Origin of the sequence: Curtobacterium sp. UCD-KPL2560 (assembly GCF_001705035.1) — a bacterium.
Lineage (GTDB): Bacteria > Actinomycetota > Actinomycetes > Actinomycetales > Microbacteriaceae > Curtobacterium.
In genome coordinates, this window is record NZ_MCIG01000023.1 from 24059 (window position 1) to 40558 (window position 16500).

A 16500-nucleotide genomic window follows, 5' to 3' on the forward strand; every position below is an offset into this window, starting at 1 on the left:
CGCAGCGGCGTGCATCACCCCGCACCGACGCGAGCCGACCTGTGGACGGCGGGCCGCGCCTCCAGGCCTGTGGAGGACGGGACACGCGCGTCCTGCCGACCGGCGCACGGCCGGTTGTGCCCCGGGCCCGCTGTGGGGGTACAGTCTGGGTCGCTCCGGAACCACGCAACGCCGCTCGGACGGCGAACCTGCCGACCGCCGGGGCACCGTGCGCCACCCAGCACGGCGGCAAGAACCTGGAGCATCGTGTCGAACACGTCCACCCAGCACGGCGAGGACCGTGCGTTCAAGGGGAAGGTCACCCTGTTCGCCATCGCGGCGGCTGTCGGCGGCTTCCTCTTCGGATTCGACTCCTCCGTCATCAACGGAGCCGTCGACGCGATCAAGGGCGAGTTCGGCCTGACCGAGGCAGCGAGCGGCTTCGCCGTCGCCTCGGCCCTGATCGGCTGTGCCTTCGGCGCCTACTTCGCCGGTCGCCTCGCCGACCGCTGGGGTCGCACGCGCGTCATGTTCTGGGCCGCCGTGCTCTTCTTCGTGTCCTCGATCGGCAGCGCCTTCGCGTTCGCGACGTGGGACCTCGTGGTCTGGCGCCTCGTCGGCGGTCTCGGCATCGGCACCGCCTCGGTCATCGCGCCGGCCTACATCTCCGAGGTCTCCCCGAAGGCCATCCGCGGCCGCCTGGCATCGTTCCAGCAGCTCGCGATCACGCTCGGCATCTTCGCCGCGCTGCTGTCCGACCAGCTGTTCGCCGTCACCGCCGGTGGCGCGTCGGAGCAGGTGCTCGGTCTCGCCGCGTGGCGCTGGATGTTCCTCGTCGGCGTCGTCCCGTCGGTCGTCTACGGCGTCCTGGCCATCACGCTGCCGGAGTCCCCGCGCTTCCTGCTCGCCAAGGGCCGCAAGGAGGACGCCCGTGACGTGATGGGCAAGATCGTCCCGCGCGACACGGTGAACACGAGCCTCGAGGAGATCCAGGACGGCATCGAGAAGGAGGCCAAGGAGAAGAAGGGCTCCATCCGGGGCAACCGCTTCGGCCTGCAGCCGATCGTCTGGGTCGGCATCATCCTCGCCGTCCTGCAGCAGTTCGTCGGCATCAACGTGATCTTCTACTACTCGACGACGCTCTGGCAGGCCGTCGGGTTCAAGGAGGAGGACTCGTTCCTCATCTCGACGATCACCTCGATCGTCAACGTCGCCGTCACCTTCATCGCGATCTTCAGCGTCGACAAGCTCGGCCGCAAGCCGCTGCTCGTCGCCGGTTCCGCGGGCATGTTCGTCTCGCTCACGATGGTCGCGGTCGCGTTCTCGCAGGCCGCGATCGTCGACGGTGCACCGCAGCTGCCCGGCGCGTGGGGCATCATCGCCCTCGTCTTCGCGAACCTGTTCGTCGTGTCGTTCGGTGCGACCTGGGGCCCGCTCATGTGGGTCCTGCTCGGCGAGATGTTCCCGAACCGCATCCGTGCGACGGCGCTCGGCGTCGGCTCGGCCGCGAACTGGATCGCCAACTTCGTGGTCACGATCACGTTCCCGGTGCTCTCCGGCTTCAACCTGACGGTGACCTACGGCATCTACGCGCTCTTCGCGCTCGTGTCCCTGTTCTTCGTGATCGCCAAGATCCCGGAGACGAAGGGTCGCTCGCTCGAGGAGATGGGCATCACGGCCGAGGGCGACACGGTCGACGCCAAGGCCTGACCCACGCCGGTCGCCGGACGGGAGGCCCGGATCACCCACGCCGATCGGCGTGCGTGATCCGGGCCTCCCGTCTGTTAACATGACTCCCGCAGCGCGCTCAGCGCGCTGACTTCGCGCGTCCACTGTGCTCATCCAACGGCACGTCCACCGGCCACCGGTCCCGCTCCCACGAGCGGGCGGCCGTGCGGACAGGGCGCCAGGGGCCCCGACCACCGGTCGGGACCGACAACAACCGCAACCGTGCTCACGGCCCAACAGCCGTGCGCCGAGAACAAGGAGGGACGGCATGGCCGTCGTCACCATCCGCCAGCTGCTCGACAGCGGCGTCCACTTCGGACACCAGACCCGTCGGTGGAACCCGAAGGTGAAGCGCTTCATCCTCGCCGAGCGCTCGGGCATCCACATCATCGACCTGCAGCAGTCGCTGGCCTTCATCGACCGCGCGTACGACTTCGTCAAGGAGACGGTCGCGCACGGTGGCACGATCCTCTTCGTGGGCACCAAGAAGCAGGCCCAGGGCTCCATCGCCGAGCAGGCGACCCGCGTCGGCCAGCCGTACGTCAACCAGCGTTGGCTCGGCGGTCTGCTCACGAACTTCCAGACGGTCTCCAAGCGTCTCGCGCGCATGAAGGAGCTCGAGGAGATCGACTTCGACGACACGACGAAGGGCTTCACCAAGAAGGAGCTCCTCATCAAGAAGCGCGAGCTGGACAAGCTCCACAAGACCCTCGGTGGTATCCGCAACCTCACGCGGACCCCGAGCGCGCTCTGGATCGTCGACACCAAGAAGGAGCACCTCGCCGTCGACGAGGCGCAGAAGCTCGGGATCCCGGTCATCGGCATCCTCGACACCAACTGCGACCCCGACGAGATCACGTACCCGATCCCGGGCAACGACGACGCGATCCGCTCCGTCGGCCTCCTCACCCGCATCGTCGCCGACGCCGCGGCCGAGGGCCTGAAGACCCGCCACAACGGTGGCGACGAAGAAGAGGCCGAGCCCCTCGCCGAGTGGGAGCAGGAGCTCCTCGGTGGCGAGCAGGCCGCTCCGGCAGCCGACGCCGCGCCGGTCGCCGAGACCCCGGTCGAGGAGAACGACGCCGACGCGCAGGTCGCCGCGAAGGAGATCGGCGAGCCGATCGCCGAGGCCGACAAGAACGCCGAAGCCACCCCCGCCGAGTGACATCCGGGGGCGCCGGGCCGGTCGGCTCGGCGCCCCCTCCTTCTCTCTCCACAACTCCAGTCCAGAAAGGACTCCAGCCAATGGCCAACTACAGCCTTGCTGACGTGAAGAAGCTCCGTGAGGACCTCGGGGCCGGCATGATGGACGCCAAGAACGCGCTCGTCGAGGCCGACGGCGACTACGACAAGGCCGTCGAGCTCCTCCGCATCAAGGGCGCGAAGGCCGTCGCCAAGCGCGACGACCGTGCGACCTCCGAGGGCGTCGTCGTGGCGTCGACCGAGGGTGGCGCCGCCACCGTCGTCGAGCTCGCCAGCGAGACCGACTTCGTCGCGAAGAACGAGAAGTTCACCACCCTCGCCGACAAGGTCGTCGCCGCGGTCGCCGCCGCCGGCGCGTCCGACGTCGAGGCCGGCAACGCCGCGCCGCTCGACGGCAAGACGGTCGCCGAGGCGATCGACGAGGCCGCCGCCGCACTGGGCGAGAAGCTCGCGCTCCGCACGGTCACCCGTGTCGAGGGCGACGCCTTCGAGGTCTACCTGCACAAGACCAGCCAGGACCTGCCGCCGCAGATCGCCGTCGTCATCGCCTACTCGGGCTCCGACGCCGCCGAGGCCCGCTCGATCGCGCAGCACGTCGCGTTCGCGAACCCGACGTACCTCACCCGCGACGAGATCCCGGCCGAGGCGATCGAGAAGGAGCGCGCGACCGTCGAGGCGATCACGCGCGAGGAGGGCAAGCCGGAGGCCGCCCTCCCGAAGATCGTCGAGGGTCGCCTCAACGCCTACCGCAAGCAGGTCGCGCTGCTCGAGCAGGACTACGCGAAGGACAACAAGCTGTCCGTCGCGAAGGCCGCCGAGAACGCCGGCATCACCATCCAGGGCTTCGCCCGCGTCAAGGTCGGCGCGTAACGAACCCGTGACGGGGTCAGGAACCGAGAACCGGTTCCTGGCCCCGTTTTCGCGCGCCGAGGGGCGCGCACCCGGCCTGGAGGCGCGACCCGCCTCCGCCGGACCGGCTGCGGCCGGGTAGATTCCCACGAGACATTCGACGAAGGGTGCGCCACATGACGAACGAGAAGACCGGACGCCGCCGGGTCCTGCTGAAGCTGTCGGGGGAGGCCTTCGGAGCCGGGTCGCTCGGGGTGAACCCGGACGTGATCGGCACCATCGCGAAGGAGATCGCCGCGGCCGCCCAGGACGTCGAGGTCGCGATCGTGGTCGGCGGCGGGAACTTCTTCCGCGGTGCCGAGCTGTCGCAGCGCGGGATGGACCGCGGCCGTGCCGACTACATGGGCATGCTCGGGACCGTGATGAACGCCCTCGCGCTGCAGGACTTCCTCGAGCAGGCCGGGGCCGCCACGCGCGTGCAGTCCGCGATCAGCATGACCCAGGTCGCGGAGCCGTACATCCCGCGGCGCGCCGAGCGGCACCTCGAGAAGGGCCGCATCGTCATCTTCGGTGCCGGCGCGGGCCTGCCGTACTTCTCGACCGACACCGTGGCCGCACAGCGCGCGCTCGAGATCGACGCGCACGAGGTGCTCGTCGCGAAGAACGGCGTCGACGGGGTCTACACCGCCGACCCGAAGAAGGACACGAGCGCCGAGAAGCTCGACCACGTGACCTACCAGGACGCCCTGCTGCAGGGGCTGAAGGTCGTCGACGCCACGGCCTTCTCGCTCTGCATGGACAACGGCATGCCGATGCACGTGTTCGGCATGGAGGGCGCCGGCAACGTCGCGGCGGCGATCCGCGGGGAGCGGATCGGCACGGTGGTCAGCAACTGACCCCGGCCGCTGACTAGACTCGACAGCAGTACCGAAGGAGAACCACCGTGATCAGTGATGTCCTGACCGAAGCCACCGAGAAGATGGCGAAGGCCGTCGACGTCGCCAAGGACGACTTCGCGACCGTCCGTACCGGACGCATCAACGCCGCCCTCTTCCAGAAGATCCCGGTCGACTACTACGGCACGCCGACGCCGCTCGCGCAGCTGGCGTCGCTGCAGACGCCCGAGGCCCGCACGCTCATCGTCACGCCGTACGACAAGTCGGCGCTGAAGGAGATCGAGCGCGCGATAGCGACGTTCCCGAACCTCGGCGCGAGCCCGACGAACGACGGCGAGATCGTCCGCGTGACGATCCCGGAGCTCACCCAGGACCGTCGCAAGGAGTTCGTGAAGCTCGTGCGCGGCAAGGGCGAGGACCACAAGGTCGTCATCCGCAACATCCGTCGTCGTGCCAAGGACGACCTCGACGCGCTGAAGGGTGAGATCTCCGACGACGAGATCGCCCGCGGCGACAAGGACCTCGAGTCGCTCACGAAGAAGCACGTCGACCAGATCGACGACGCGCTGAAGAAGAAGGAAGCCGAACTCCTCGAGGTCTGATGCGTCTCCCCGACCCGGGCGGCGACCGCCCCACGCAACCGCGCCCGTCCGCGAAGAAGGGGCTCCGTCAGGACTTCGACGCCCGTGCCCGCGCGGCGCGCGCCGACTTCGAAGCGCAGCTCCGTCAGCGCAAGGCTGAGTTCGGCGCGCGCAACGAGGCACTCACGGCGCGGACCGGGCGGAACCTGCCGGCCGCGATCGCCATCGCCCTGGCGTTCGCGGTCGTCATGCTCGGGTCGCTCCTGCTGTGGAAGCCGTCGTTCATGGTCGTCGCAGCGTTCCTGCTCGGCGTCGCCGTGTACGAACTCGCGAGTGCGATGCGCTTTGCCGGCCGGGACGTCCCGCGCATCCCGAGCGTCGTGGCGGCGGTCGGCATGGTGCCGGCCGCGTTCCTCGGCGGTCAGGTCGCGGCGCTGTTCGCGGTGCTCGGCGGCATCCTGCTCATCGTGGTGTGGCGGCTCGTCGAGGTCGCGGTCGAACGCGAGAAGCCCCCGGCCGGGCACGTCGCGCGGGACCTGACGAACGGGCTGTTCGTCCAGGCGTACATCACGGTGCTCGGCGCCTGCATCGTCCTGCTCTCGGCGCAGCCCCGCGGCGAGCTCTGGGTCATCGCCTTCATCCTCGTCGTCGTGGCCGTCGACACCGGTGCCTACGCGACCGGGCTCAACCTCGGCAAGCACCCGATGGCACCGCGGATCAGCCCGAAGAAGACCTGGGAGGGCTTCGCGGGGTCCGTCGCGGCGAGCATCGTCATGGGCATCCTGGTCGTCTGGCTCATGCTCGGTCTGCCGTGGTGGACCGGCATCGTCCTCGGCGTCCTCATCTCGGGGTCGGCGACGCTGGGGGACCTCACCGAGTCGATGATCAAGCGGGACCTCGGGATCAAGGACATCTCGTCCTTCCTGCCCGGGCACGGGGGACTCCTCGACCGGATCGACAGCATCCTGCCGTCGGCCGCGGTCGCGTACGGGCTGTTCCTCGTCGTCGTGCACTGACGAGCTGCCGCAGGGCCTCGGTCGCGCGCGCACGCGCTCCCCGTGGTCGCGTCGCCGTCGTGCACTGACAGGGTGGCGTGAGGCGCGTCCAGCCAGCCCCATGGTCGAGTGCTGGCAGAATGTCGCCCGTGGCCACCACCTTCCCCACCGCAGACCGGAAAGCCCTCGGGTACGACGTCGACGAGGTCGACCGGTTCCTCGAGGACGCCCGACGCGCGTACACCGCCGCCGACACCGCTCCCGGCATCGAGGCAGCGAAGATCCGCGCGACGGCCTTCTCGATGAAGAAGGGCGGGTACTCGACGGCCCACGTCGACGCCGCCCTCGAACGCCTCGAGGACGCCTTCGCCGCCCGGGAGCGCGAGCGTGAGATCGCCGACGTCGGCAAGAAGGCGTGGTACGCCGAAGCCCGCACCAAGGCCTCGGACGTGGTGGCCCGGCTCGAACGTCCGGACCGACAGCGGTTCGCCCGCACGAGCCCGCTCGGCACCGGCTACCACCCGAAGGACGTCGACGCGTTCGCGCAGCGCCTGGCCGGGTACTTCCGCGACGGCAAGCCGCTGAGCCTCACCGAGGTCCGCTCGGTCGTGTTCCGCCCGAAGCACGGCGGCTACCGCGAAGCGCAGGTCGACGCACTGCTCGACGCCGTCGTCGAGGTCATGCTCGCCGTCCGCTGACGACGCGCTGGCAGGCGGTGCTTCTCATCGCGTGACCATTCCGTTATCCTGGACGGACTCATGGGCAGGCACACGGCAGACCTCAGCGAAGACCGCGGCACCCGCGACCACCTCGACCGTCCGGTCGTCGGTGAGCGCCGCGCGGCACGTGACCGACTCCGCACCTCGGAGCACGCGGTCATCCACACGGCACCGCAGGCCGTGACGGCCTCGATCCCGGCGGCACCCGAGAGCGCACCCGCTCGCAAGGAGCGCACCGCGACCACCGGCTCCGTCCCGCGTACGGTCGTCGACCACCGCGTCGTCGCCCAGCGTCGAGCCACCCCGTCCGCTCGGGTGACCGTGGCACGGACCGCGCCGAAGCGATCGGTCGGGTCGTTCATGCGGTCTCGCGCGACGATCCCGGCGCTGTCCTTCTTCGCGGTCTTCGGGTTCGTCGGCGGCTCGCTCTTCAACCCGATGCAGCCCGACGTCGCCCAGGCCGCGGTCACCGCGCCCGTGCTCGTCAAGGCGCCGGTCGCTCCCCAGCAGTACTCGACGCACGGTACGTACGCCGCGTTCGACGTGTCGCGCGACGAGTACGGCGTCACCGTGCCGGCCCCGAAGGTCGCGGCCCCGCCGGTCGAGGCGACCGACGACGCGACCGACAGCGCCGCGGCGGCGAAGCAGAAGATCACCCCGTCGAACGCCGTCGCACCCGCAGCGGCGACGCCGAACCCGGGCAGCGCGCAGGCCATCGCGCAGCAGCTCGTCGCCGCCCGTGGTTGGGGCTCCGACCAGTACAGCTGCCTCGTCTCGCTCTGGAACAAGGAGTCGGGCTGGCGCGTCAACGCGTACAACCCGAGCGGTGCGTACGGCATCCCGCAGGCGCTCCCCGGCAGCAAGATGGCGTCGGCCGGTGCTGACTGGCAGACGAACCCCGCCACGCAGATCACCTGGGGCCTCAACTACATCTCCGGTGTCTACGGCACGCCTTGCAACGCGTGGGGTCACAGCCAGCGGCTCAACTGGTACTGATCGGTCCCGGGGGTGCCGCGCAGCAACCGACCGCGGCGTCCCCGCGGTGCGGTTCCCGAGTCTGAGGACGAGGTCGGTCTTGACCGCCTGATGTCCGGGTGGAAGCGGACCGAGGTCCGGCGCGGTCGGACCTTCACCGTCCAGCCCGTCTCGGCTGCCTCCGCCCAGAAGGAGTACGTCTGCCCCGGGTGCGGTGGCACCGTCCTGCCCGGGACCGCCCACGTCGTCGTCTGGCGTGCCGACGGCGTGCTCGGCGACGAAGCCGACCTGGCGTCACGCCGTCACTGGCACAACCACTGCTGGAGCATCGCATGAGCACCGAGATCCGGTCCGGGACGGAACTGCCGGCGCATCGCACCGACGTCGAGCTCGTCACGGACGACCACCTCACCCTCGTCGGCGAACTCGCGGAGCCCCTCGGGCGACCCGCCCGTGGGACGCTCGTGACCCTGCACCCGCTGCCGACCGCGCAGGGGTTCATGGACTCGCACGTGCTCAAGAAGGCCGCCGCCCGGTTGCCCGAGCTCGCCGACATCGCGGTGCTCCGGTTCAACTTCCGGTCCGTGACGTCGCCCCGCGGCACCTCCGAGGGCACGTTCGGCGAGGGGGAGTCGGAGGGCTTCGACCTCCGCGCGGCCGTGCACGAGGTCGTCGCCCGGGGGCTGCCGACGCCGTGGCTCGTCGGGTGGTCGTTCGGCACCGAGGTCGCGCTCAAGCACGGGCTCGAACACGTCGCGGCCGGGAACGTCGCCGGAGTGGTCCTGCTCTCGCCGCCGCTGCACCGCACCACCGACGCGGAGCTGGCCCGGTGGGCCTCCGTCGACGTCCCGGTGTTCGCCCTCGTCCCCGAGCACGACGACTTCCTGCAGCCGGACGAGGCGGTGCGCCGGTTCGCCGTCGCACCGAACGTCCGCGTGGTCCCCGTGGCGGGCGCGAAGCACCTGTGGGTGGGGGAGCGGTACGTGCGGACGGTGCTCGACGCCGTCGCCGACCTCGTCGTGCCGGGCAGCGCGCCGCTGCCGACGCACGTCGACGACGACATCGCCCGCTGACGCCCGCACCTGCCTGACGACCGCAGCTGCCCGACGACTCCGCGGACCACGTCGGGACGCGGGCCGGCCTGGAGGCGCGTGGTGCGCCTCCAGGCCGGTCACCGCGCAGCGGCGTCCGTCAGTGGCGCGTCAGCGACCGTCCGCGTCGTGGTCGTGGTCGTGGTCGTCGTCGGTGGCTGCGCCGCCGGTGCCGTCCTGGTCGACCGCGGCCATGAGCCCGGTCGCGTGGGTCAGCACGCCACGCAGGTTCTCGAGGTAGCCCGCCACGGCGTCGCGTTCGGTGCGGATCGCGGCGAGCCGATCCTCGGACTCCGCGACGATCGCGGCGGTGCGCTCCTCGGCGTCGGCCACCATGCGGTGCACCCGTGCCTGCGCGTCGCTGATGATCGTCCGGGCGTGCTCCTGCGCCTCGGCGGTGCTGCTGCGCTCGAGGTCGTCGGCCTCCTGCTGCAGGCGCTCCGCACGCTCCCGCGCCTCGGCGGCGCGGCGGGTGGCCTCGGACAGCTGCAGGTTGGCCTCGTCGAGGTACTTCTGCGTCTCGGCGACCGTCTCGCGGTGCTTCTGCAGGTAGTCCTGCTCGGCGTCGTCGCGTCGGGCGGCGATCTCCGTCTCGAGCGCGGTCGCGGCGTCCTCGCGCTCGCGGGCGATCTCGGCACGCACCTCGTCCCGTTCCTTCGCGAGGACGGCCCGCATCGTGTCGACCTCCTGCTGGAGTGCCGCGCGCTCGGCTTCGAGGTCGGCGAGTTCGGCGCGACGGCGCTCGGCGATCTCGACGTCGACCTCGGTGTGCTCGCGCTCCCGGCGGGCTGCGAGCTCGTCGGCGTGTTCGCGGGCGGCCCGCTCGGTCGCGGCGTCGGCCTCGGCGCGCTCCCGCTCGATCCGTTCGGCGTGCTGCGCGAGCTCGCGCTCGATGCGCTCCGTGGTCTCCTGGACACGCCGGGCGTTCTCGGCCGCGGTCTGCTCCTCGTCGACGCGGAGCTGTGCGCGGGCGGCTGCGAGCTCCTGCTCCAGCGCGGTCCGGGCACCGGCGAGCTCGCGCTCCCACTCGGCCCGGGCGGCCGCGAGTTCCTCGTCGAGGACCCGGCGACGGTCGCCGACCTCGGCGTCGAGCTCGGCGCGGCGACGGGCGATCTCTGACTCGAGCTCGGCGCGGCCGGTCTCGAGCGCCAGGGCGTGCTCGCGCTGCTGCTCGTCGCGCTCACGCTGCCACGCGGCGCGGCCCTCGGTGACCTCGCGCTCGAGTGCGGCGCGGCGATCGGTCTCCTCGCGGTCGAGGTCGTCGGTGCGGCGGGTGTGCTCGGCCTCGAACACGCTGCGGCGGTGCTCGGTCTCGCGGTCGAGCGCGGCGGCGGCGGTCTGTGCGTCGGCGGCGTCCTGCTGCGCTGCCTCGCGGAGCTCGGCGACCTCGTGCTCGACGCGTGCCCGCAGGGCGTTCGTCTCACGGATCGCGACGGAGCGGACCTCGGCCGCCTCGGTCACGGCGGCACCGCGGACGGCTGCTGCCTCGTTTCGGGCGTCCTGGGTCAGCAGTCCGGCCTCGGCGCGGGCGCGCTCGATGGTGTCGGCCGACTCGGCGCGGGCGCGGGTCAGCTCGTCGGTGGCGCGGCTGCGGGCGTCCTCCAGGGTCTCGGAGGCCTCCTGGCGCGCCTCGCGCAGCAGACGGTCGGACTCGGCGCGACTCGCTGCACGGAGTCGCTGCGCGTCGATGTCCGCCTGGCTGATCAGGCGGGTCGACTGCTCCTCGGCGACGCGGAGGGTGGACTCGAGCCGGGTGCCGAGTCCGCTGTACGTGGGCGTGCCCGCCTCGTCCAGCTCGCTCTGCAGGTCGGAGACCCGGGTCTGCAGCAGCCGGATCTCCTTGGCGGCCTCGGCCCGGTCGTTGTTCGACTTGATGAGCTCGCGACGCAGCTCGTTGAGGGCCCGGTCGACGTCGTCGCGGCGGTACCCGCGCAGCTCGGATCCGAACTCGGCCTCGTCGTTCGCCACGTGTCGCTCCTGGGGGTCGGCGGAGGGCCAGCCCTTGGCCCGCGACGATCCTAGCGGCGGTCCGGCGCCCCACCCTGAGTCCTCCACAGGGCCTCGTGCCGCCGTCACGACCCCACGGGGATGCGACTTCCAGCGTGCCTCGCTATCCTGAGGCGCTGATTCGCGCGCCGACATCCCCCACCCCGGCGCGGTAGGGAGAAGATCCGTGCGATTCGTCCTGGCGATCGTCAGTTTCGTCATCGGTCTGCTGCTCGTCGGGCTCGCTGTCGGCCAACGCACCGTCTTCGCGCCACCCGCGTCGCTCGTCGCGCAGTCGACCAGCAAGGCCGAGGTCCCGGTGACGGTGATCCCGGGGTCCACGCTCAACGCGAACCCCGGGTACCAGCGCATCAACGTCTCCGGCTCCGGCGACGTGTTCGCGGCGTACGGCCGGACGAGCGACGTCCAGGCCTGGATCGGCGACGCGAAGCACACCACGCTGCGGTTCGACGCCGAGCAGGACCGGCTCGTCGGCAAGACCACCGGCAGCGCCCGCTCCGTCCCGGACCCGTCGGGCAGCGACCTCTGGTACCAGGAGTGGCAGGGCGCCGGGCAGTTCACCGTCCGGCTCCCGTCCGACGTCTCCGTCGTGATCCTGGGCGACGGGTCCTCGGCGGCACCCACCGACGTGTCCGTGACCTGGCCACGGGACACCGCGACGCCGTCGGTCGGACCGCTCCTCGTGGGCGGCGGCCTGTTCCTGGTCGGCGGGCTCGCCCTGCTCGTCTGGGCGTTCCTGCACCAGCGCCGCGGCCGGGGTCCGCGTCGTCGGAGCGGTGGGTCCCGTCCGCCGCGCGTGCGCGCCTCGCGCCGTGCCGCTGCCGCCGGTGCACAGGTGCCGAGGCCGAGTCGACGCGGACGCCGTCCGTTCCTGGTCGTCCCGATCGTGCTCGTCGGTGCGCTCAGCCTCGCCGGCTGTTCGTCGGACTACTGGCCGCAGGGCGGTGGCGCGGCGACGCCGACCCCGAGCGCCTCGGCGACCGCGGCGACCGCGGCAGCCCCGACCGCGGCGTCGAAGCAGCAGATCTCCCGCATCGTCGAGCGTGTGGCCGACGTCGCCGCGAAGGCCGACGCCGCGAAGGACGCGAGCATGCTCGAGTCGCGGTTCACGGGTGCGGCGCTCGACCTCCGCAAGGCGAACTACGCGATCCGCGCCAAGGACGACAAGGCAGAGGCGCCCCCGGCGATCTCCGCGAAGGAGGTCTGCGTCGCCCTGCCCCAGCAGACCGACACGTGGCCACGCACGGTCTTCACCGTCGTGGCCGAGGACTGCCAGGCGAAGACGGCCCCGCAGGCGCTCACGCTCGTGCAGGCGAGCGCGCGGGACGACTACAAGGTCGCCTACGACGTGTCGCTCGAGGCCGCGGCGCAGATCCCGAGCCTCGCGCCGACGTCGGTCGGGGCTGCCCGGCTCGCCGGCGACACCAAGCTGCTCCGCATCGCGCCGGACGAGATCGCGAAGGCCTACGGCGACGTCCTCGCCAAGGACTCCGAGAGCGACTCCGCGTCGCTGTTCGAGTCGGAGGGCGACGGCCTGCGCTCGACCATCGGCAAGGCGTACAAGGACAAGAAGGCCGAAGGGCTGCCGGACACCGCGAAGATCGAGTACTCGTCCGAGGTCCCCGACGACAGCGCGATCGCGATCGCGACCGACGGAGCCGGTGCGCTCGTGTCCGCCGACCTCGACGAGATCGAGAAGGTCACGCCGACGGCCGCCGGCGCCGAGGTGAACACCCAGGGCGCCGTCCAGGCCCTGTCCGGTGTGAACTCCAGCACGAAGGGCATCAGCGCGACCTACAGCGTGCAGCTGCTCTTCTCCGTGCCCCCCGTGGGCAGTGATGACAAGGTGGTGCTGCTCGGCTTCACGCAGGGCCTGACCGCCGCGAGTGAGGTGCAATGACCAACGTCCCCCCGACCCCGTCCGGTCTCCGCGGAGCCGTCGACCTGTCGTCCCTCGTCGAGCGTGCGCAGCGCCCGGCCCAGAACGCCCCGGGCACGCCGCCCGCGGGCGCCGGGCAGCCCGTCGCGCCGTCGGCTCCGGGCAGCGACTCCGACCAGGGCACGCCGACGGTCCCGTCGCTCGTCCTCGACGTCACCGACCAGACCTTCCAGGACATCGTGGAACTCTCCACGGTCGTCCCGGTCATCGTCGACATCTGGGCCGAGTGGTGCGGGCCGTGCAAGCAGCTCTCCCCGGTCCTCGAGCAGCTGACGGCCGAGTACGACGGTCGCGTCGTGCTCGCCAAGGTCGACGCCGACACGAACCCGCAGCTCGTCCAGGCCTTCCAGGCGCAGTCGATCCCGACCGTGGCCGCCGTCATCGGTGGACGTCCGCTCGGGCTCTTCGTCGGCGCGCTGCCCGAGGCCCAGGTGCGCGACGTCTTCGAGCAGGTCGTCGCGGCGGCCGAGCAGAACGGTGTCACGGGCCGCGTGCGCGTGGACGGCCAGTCCGCCGTCGAGGGCGGAGCCGAGCCGCAGGGCGACGCCGAGCCGGAGCCGCTGCCCCCGCACCACCAGGCCGCGTACGACGCCATCGAGCGTGGTGACTACGCCGCGGCGGTCCAGGAGTACAAGACCGCGATCGCGCAGGACCCGAACGACCAGATGGCCGTGGCCGGCCTCGCGCAGGTGTCGCTGCTCGACCGTCTCGCGGGCCGGTCGGCCGACGAGGTCCGGAGCGCAGCCGCCGCCGGACCGCAGGACGTCGTGGCGCAGCTCGCGGTCGCCGACCTGGACATCAGCGGCGGACACGTCGAGGACGCCTTCGGACGCCTGCTCGACCTGGTGCCGACGGTGTTCGGGGCCGAGCGCGAGGCCCTCCGACTCCGGCTCGTCGAGTACTTCGAGCTCGTCGGGGGCGACGACCCCCGGGTCGTCGCCGCACGCCGGCGTCTGGCGAGCGCCCTGTACTGATCGGCCGAGCGCACACACGAGACGCCCCCGGGAACGGGGGCGTCTCGTGTTCCCGGACTCGGCCCGTCGGCGCGCAGTCGCCGGACGCGACCTCCGGTCGGACGGGAGCCGCGGTACCGACCGGCACCGCGCCTCCCGTCCGCCCTCGCCCCACCAGGGGCGACCGACTCAGCCGGCCAGCCGCAACCAGACCGCACCGAGCGGCGGCACCACCAGGTGCGCCGACGCCGGGCGGCCGGCCCAGGGCGTCTCGTCGGCGGTGACCGACCCGAGGTTGCCGACACCCGAGCCGCCGTACTCGACGGCGTCGGTGTTGAGGACCTCGTGCCACTCGCCGGCGCTCGGCAGGCCGAAGCGCCGCTCGACGGGCACGCCCGAGAAGTTCACGAACACGGCGATCCGGTCGTCGCCGTCCTTCCGCAGGAACCCGAGCGTCGAGTGCGGTGCGTCGCCGCCCTCGATCCACTCGAACCCCTCGGGGGAGGAGTCGTGCGTCCACAGCGCCGGGCTGTCCGTGTACACGCGGTTCAGCGCGGCGACGAGGTCCTGGACGCCACGGTGGCCCGGGTCGTCGAGGAGCCACCAGTCGAGCCCGCGCGCCTCGGACCACTCCGACGGCTGGGCGAACTCCTGGCCCATGAACAGCAGCTGCTTGCCCGGGTGCGCCCACATGAACGCGAGGTAGGCGCGCAGGTTCGCGAGCTTCTGCCACTCGTCGCCGGGCATCTTGCCGTAGAGCGAACCCTTGCCGTGCACGACCTCGTCGTGGCTGATCGGCAGGGTGAACTGCTCGCTGAACGCGTAGACGAGCGAGAAGGTGATCTCGTCGTGGTGGTACGCGCGGTGGGCCGGGTCACGCTCGATGTACTGGAGCGAGTCGTGCATCCACCCCATGTTCCACTTCTGCCCGAAGCCGAGGCCGCCGGCGCTCGTCGGCTGGGTGACGCCGGGCCAGGAGGTGCTCTCCTCGGCGATCATCACGATGCCGGGGTAGCGCTTGTAGGCGGTGGCGTTGGTCTCCTGCAGGAACGAGATCGCCTCGAGGTTCTCGCGCCCGCCGTGGATGTTCGGCAGCCAGTCGGTCCGCGAGTAGTCGAGGTAGAGCATCGAGGCCACGGCGTCGACGCGGAGCCCGTCGATGTGGAACTCCTCGAACCAGTACAGGGCGTTCGCCACGAGGAAGTTGCGGACCTGCGGCTGCCCGAAGTCGAACACGTACGTGCCCCAGTCGAGCTGCTCGCCGCGGCGGGGGTCCGGGTGCTCGAACAGTGCGTAGCCGTCGAACTTGGCGAGCGCCCACTCGTCCTTCGGGAAGTGGCCGGGCACCCAGTCCATGATGACGCCGATGCCCGCCGAGTGCAGGCGGTCGATGAGGTAGCGCAGGTCGTCCGGGGTGCCGAACCGTGCGGTCGGGGCGTAGTACCCGGTGACCTGGTAGCCCCACGAGCCACCGAACGGGTGCTCGGCGAGGGGCAGGAACTCGATGTGCGTGAACCCGAGGTGCTGCACGTGCCCGATGAGCTGGTCGGCGACCTCGCGGTACGACAGGCCGGGGCGCCACGAGCCGAGGTGCACCTCGTACACGCTCATCGGTGCGTCGTGGGTCGTCGACTGCGCCCGTCGTTCCATCCACGCGGCGTCGCCCTCGGACCACGTGTAGTCGGACGCGGTGATGACCGACGCGGTGAGCGGCGGGACCTCGGTGCGGCGGGCGAACGGGTCGGCGCGCTCGACCCAGCCGGAGTCGGTGAGGATCTGGAACTTGTAGCGCTGCCCGACGAGCGCGCCCGGCCAGAACAGCTCCCAGACGCCGAGGTCGTCCAGGCGGCGCATCGCGGTGGTGCGTCCCTCCCAGCCCTCGAAGTCGCCGATCACCCGGACCGCGGTGGCCCGCGGTGCCCACACCGTGAAGGCGACGCCGTCGACCCCGTCGACGGTGCGGACGTGCGCGCCGAGGTGCTGCCAGAGCTGCTCGTCGCGGCCCTCGCCGAACAGGTGCAGGTCGAGCTCGCCGATGGTCGGCGCGAAACGGTACGCGTCGTCCGTGGTCCACGTCGCGTCGTCGGCGTCGGTGGACTCGTCGAAGTCGTAGTCGGCCTCGACCCGGTAGCGGCCGAGCGTGCCGGCGGTGGCACCCGCCCACATGCCGTCGCCCTCGTGCGTGAGTTCGACGTCGTCGCCGTCCGGCCGGACGATCCGCACGGCCGAGGCCAGGTGGCGGACGACCCGGACGCTCGTGCCGCCGTCGACCGGGTGCGGGCCCAGCACGTCGTGCGGCTGGGACCAGCGACCCTCGGCGACCTGCTGGCGGAGCCAGTCCTCGACCGGCGCCGGGCGCGGCCCGTCCGGCGAGGTGGCGGTCGACGCGGGCGTGCCCGACGGCTGCTGCGGTCCGGTGGTGGCGGACCCGCTCGACGCGGGGTCGGGCGTGGGCGCACTCGCCGGCGCGCTCGCCCGGCCGCCGAGGGTCGCGGACTCGGCGACGCCACGGTCGGGGCGCTCACCGGGGGCTGACGGGGCGCCCGGCAGGTCCTCACCGGGGGCGGAGACGCGCGGCTCGTACC

14 protein-coding genes are annotated in these 16500 nt (G+C 71.6%); 12 read left to right on the forward strand and 2 right to left on the reverse strand.

Annotation, left to right across the window (positions count from 1 at the left end; all coding sequences use genetic code 11):
• The first annotated feature begins 246 nt into the window (after positions 1–246).
• The 10 genes from BEP24_RS07685 (at position 247) to BEP24_RS07730 (ending at position 8998) form a co-directional block, all read left to right on the forward strand.
• Positions 247–1689, forward strand: coding sequence for a sugar porter family MFS transporter (locus BEP24_RS07685; RefSeq protein ID WP_065962008.1), 1443 nt, complete (start codon positions 247–249; stop codon positions 1687–1689).
• Positions 1690–1975: 286 nt separating this feature from the next.
• Positions 1976–2872, forward strand: a complete 897-nt coding sequence (gene rpsB, locus BEP24_RS07690) for a 30S ribosomal protein S2 (protein WP_065962010.1) — start codon at positions 1976–1978, stop codon at positions 2870–2872.
• An 80-nt stretch (positions 2873–2952) separates the two neighbouring features.
• Positions 2953–3780: a translation elongation factor Ts gene (gene tsf / locus BEP24_RS07695; RefSeq protein ID WP_065962012.1), complete on the forward strand. Its 828-nt coding sequence runs from the start codon at positions 2953–2955 to the stop codon at positions 3778–3780.
• Positions 3781–3935: 155 nt separating this feature from the next.
• Entirely contained in the window at positions 3936–4655 is a 720-nt protein-coding gene (pyrH, locus tag BEP24_RS07700; RefSeq protein ID WP_065962014.1) for a UMP kinase, read from the forward strand.
• Between the two features lie 47 nt (positions 4656–4702).
• Complete coding sequence (gene frr, locus BEP24_RS07705) at positions 4703–5257, forward strand: ribosome recycling factor (RefSeq protein WP_065962015.1); 555 nt, start codon at positions 4703–4705, stop codon at positions 5255–5257.
• Positions 5257–6252 (forward strand): phosphatidate cytidylyltransferase, encoded by a 996-nt coding sequence (locus BEP24_RS07710; RefSeq protein WP_065962018.1) that lies wholly within the window; start codon positions 5257–5259, stop codon positions 6250–6252. The genes frr and BEP24_RS07710 overlap by 1 nt, the downstream gene beginning before the upstream one ends.
• Positions 6253–6371: 119 nt before the next feature.
• The gene (locus BEP24_RS07715; RefSeq protein WP_065962019.1) at positions 6372–6929 is read left to right on the forward strand and encodes a DivIVA domain-containing protein; all 558 of its coding nucleotides are present in this window, start codon (positions 6372–6374) and stop codon (positions 6927–6929) included.
• 60 nt (positions 6930–6989) lie between these two features.
• On the forward strand, positions 6990–7946 hold the full coding sequence (locus BEP24_RS18035) for a lytic transglycosylase domain-containing protein (protein ID WP_253181624.1): 957 nt from the start codon (positions 6990–6992) through the stop codon (positions 7944–7946).
• A gap of 12 nt (positions 7947–7958) precedes the next feature.
• Positions 7959–8261, forward strand: coding sequence for a hypothetical protein (locus BEP24_RS07725; protein ID WP_065962021.1), 303 nt, complete (start codon positions 7959–7961; stop codon positions 8259–8261).
• Positions 8258–8998 (forward strand): alpha/beta family hydrolase, encoded by a 741-nt coding sequence (locus BEP24_RS07730; RefSeq protein ID WP_065962023.1) that lies wholly within the window; start codon positions 8258–8260, stop codon positions 8996–8998. The genes BEP24_RS07725 and BEP24_RS07730 overlap by 4 nt, the downstream gene beginning before the upstream one ends.
• A gap of 129 nt (positions 8999–9127) precedes the next feature.
• Here the strand turns inward: BEP24_RS07730 and BEP24_RS07735 are convergent, their stop codons facing one another.
• A complete protein-coding gene (locus BEP24_RS07735) occupies positions 9128–10984 on the reverse strand; it encodes a hypothetical protein (protein WP_065962025.1) in 1857 nt (618 codons plus the stop codon).
• Positions 10985–11189: 205 nt separating this feature from the next.
• Between BEP24_RS07735 and BEP24_RS07740 the strand changes: the two genes are divergently transcribed.
• The gene (locus tag BEP24_RS07740; protein ID WP_065962027.1) at positions 11190–12923 is read left to right on the forward strand and encodes a hypothetical protein; all 1734 of its coding nucleotides are present in this window, start codon (positions 11190–11192) and stop codon (positions 12921–12923) included.
• Positions 12920–13936 carry a tetratricopeptide repeat protein gene (locus BEP24_RS07745; protein WP_065962029.1) on the forward strand — a complete coding sequence of 339 codons (1017 nt, stop codon included), beginning with the start codon at positions 12920–12922 and terminating at the stop codon, positions 13934–13936. Before BEP24_RS07740 ends, BEP24_RS07745 begins: the two co-directional genes overlap by 4 nt.
• A gap of 168 nt (positions 13937–14104) precedes the next feature.
• On the opposite strand, the gene glgB is transcribed toward BEP24_RS07745, so the two are convergent.
• Positions 14105–16465 carry a 1,4-alpha-glucan branching protein GlgB gene (gene glgB / locus BEP24_RS07750; protein ID WP_253181627.1) on the reverse strand — a complete coding sequence of 787 codons (2361 nt, stop codon included), beginning with the start codon at positions 16463–16465 and terminating at the stop codon, positions 14105–14107.
• Positions 16466–16500: the final 35 nt, after the last annotated feature.

What these genes read in the sequence shown, in the direction of transcription:
- rpsB (WP_065962010.1), top strand. Translation starts at nt 1,976, where the DNA reads ATGGCCGTCGTCACCATCCGCCAGCTGCTCGACAGCGGCGTCCACTTC.
- tsf (WP_065962012.1), top strand. Translation starts at nt 2,953, where the DNA reads ATGGCCAACTACAGCCTTGCTGACGTGAAGAAGCTCCGTGAGGACCTC.
- pyrH (WP_065962014.1), top strand. Translation starts at nt 3,936, where the DNA reads ATGACGAACGAGAAGACCGGACGCCGCCGGGTCCTGCTGAAGCTGTCG.
- BEP24_RS07710 (WP_065962018.1), top strand. Translation starts at nt 5,257, where the DNA reads ATGCGTCTCCCCGACCCGGGCGGCGACCGCCCCACGCAACCGCGCCCG.
- BEP24_RS07715 (WP_065962019.1), top strand. Translation starts at nt 6,372, where the DNA reads ATGTCGCCCGTGGCCACCACCTTCCCCACCGCAGACCGGAAAGCCCTC.
- BEP24_RS18035 (WP_253181624.1), top strand. Translation starts at nt 6,990, where the DNA reads ATGGGCAGGCACACGGCAGACCTCAGCGAAGACCGCGGCACCCGCGAC.
- BEP24_RS07730 (WP_065962023.1), top strand. Translation starts at nt 8,258, where the DNA reads ATGAGCACCGAGATCCGGTCCGGGACGGAACTGCCGGCGCATCGCACC.
- BEP24_RS07745 (WP_065962029.1), top strand. Translation starts at nt 12,920, where the DNA reads ATGACCAACGTCCCCCCGACCCCGTCCGGTCTCCGCGGAGCCGTCGAC.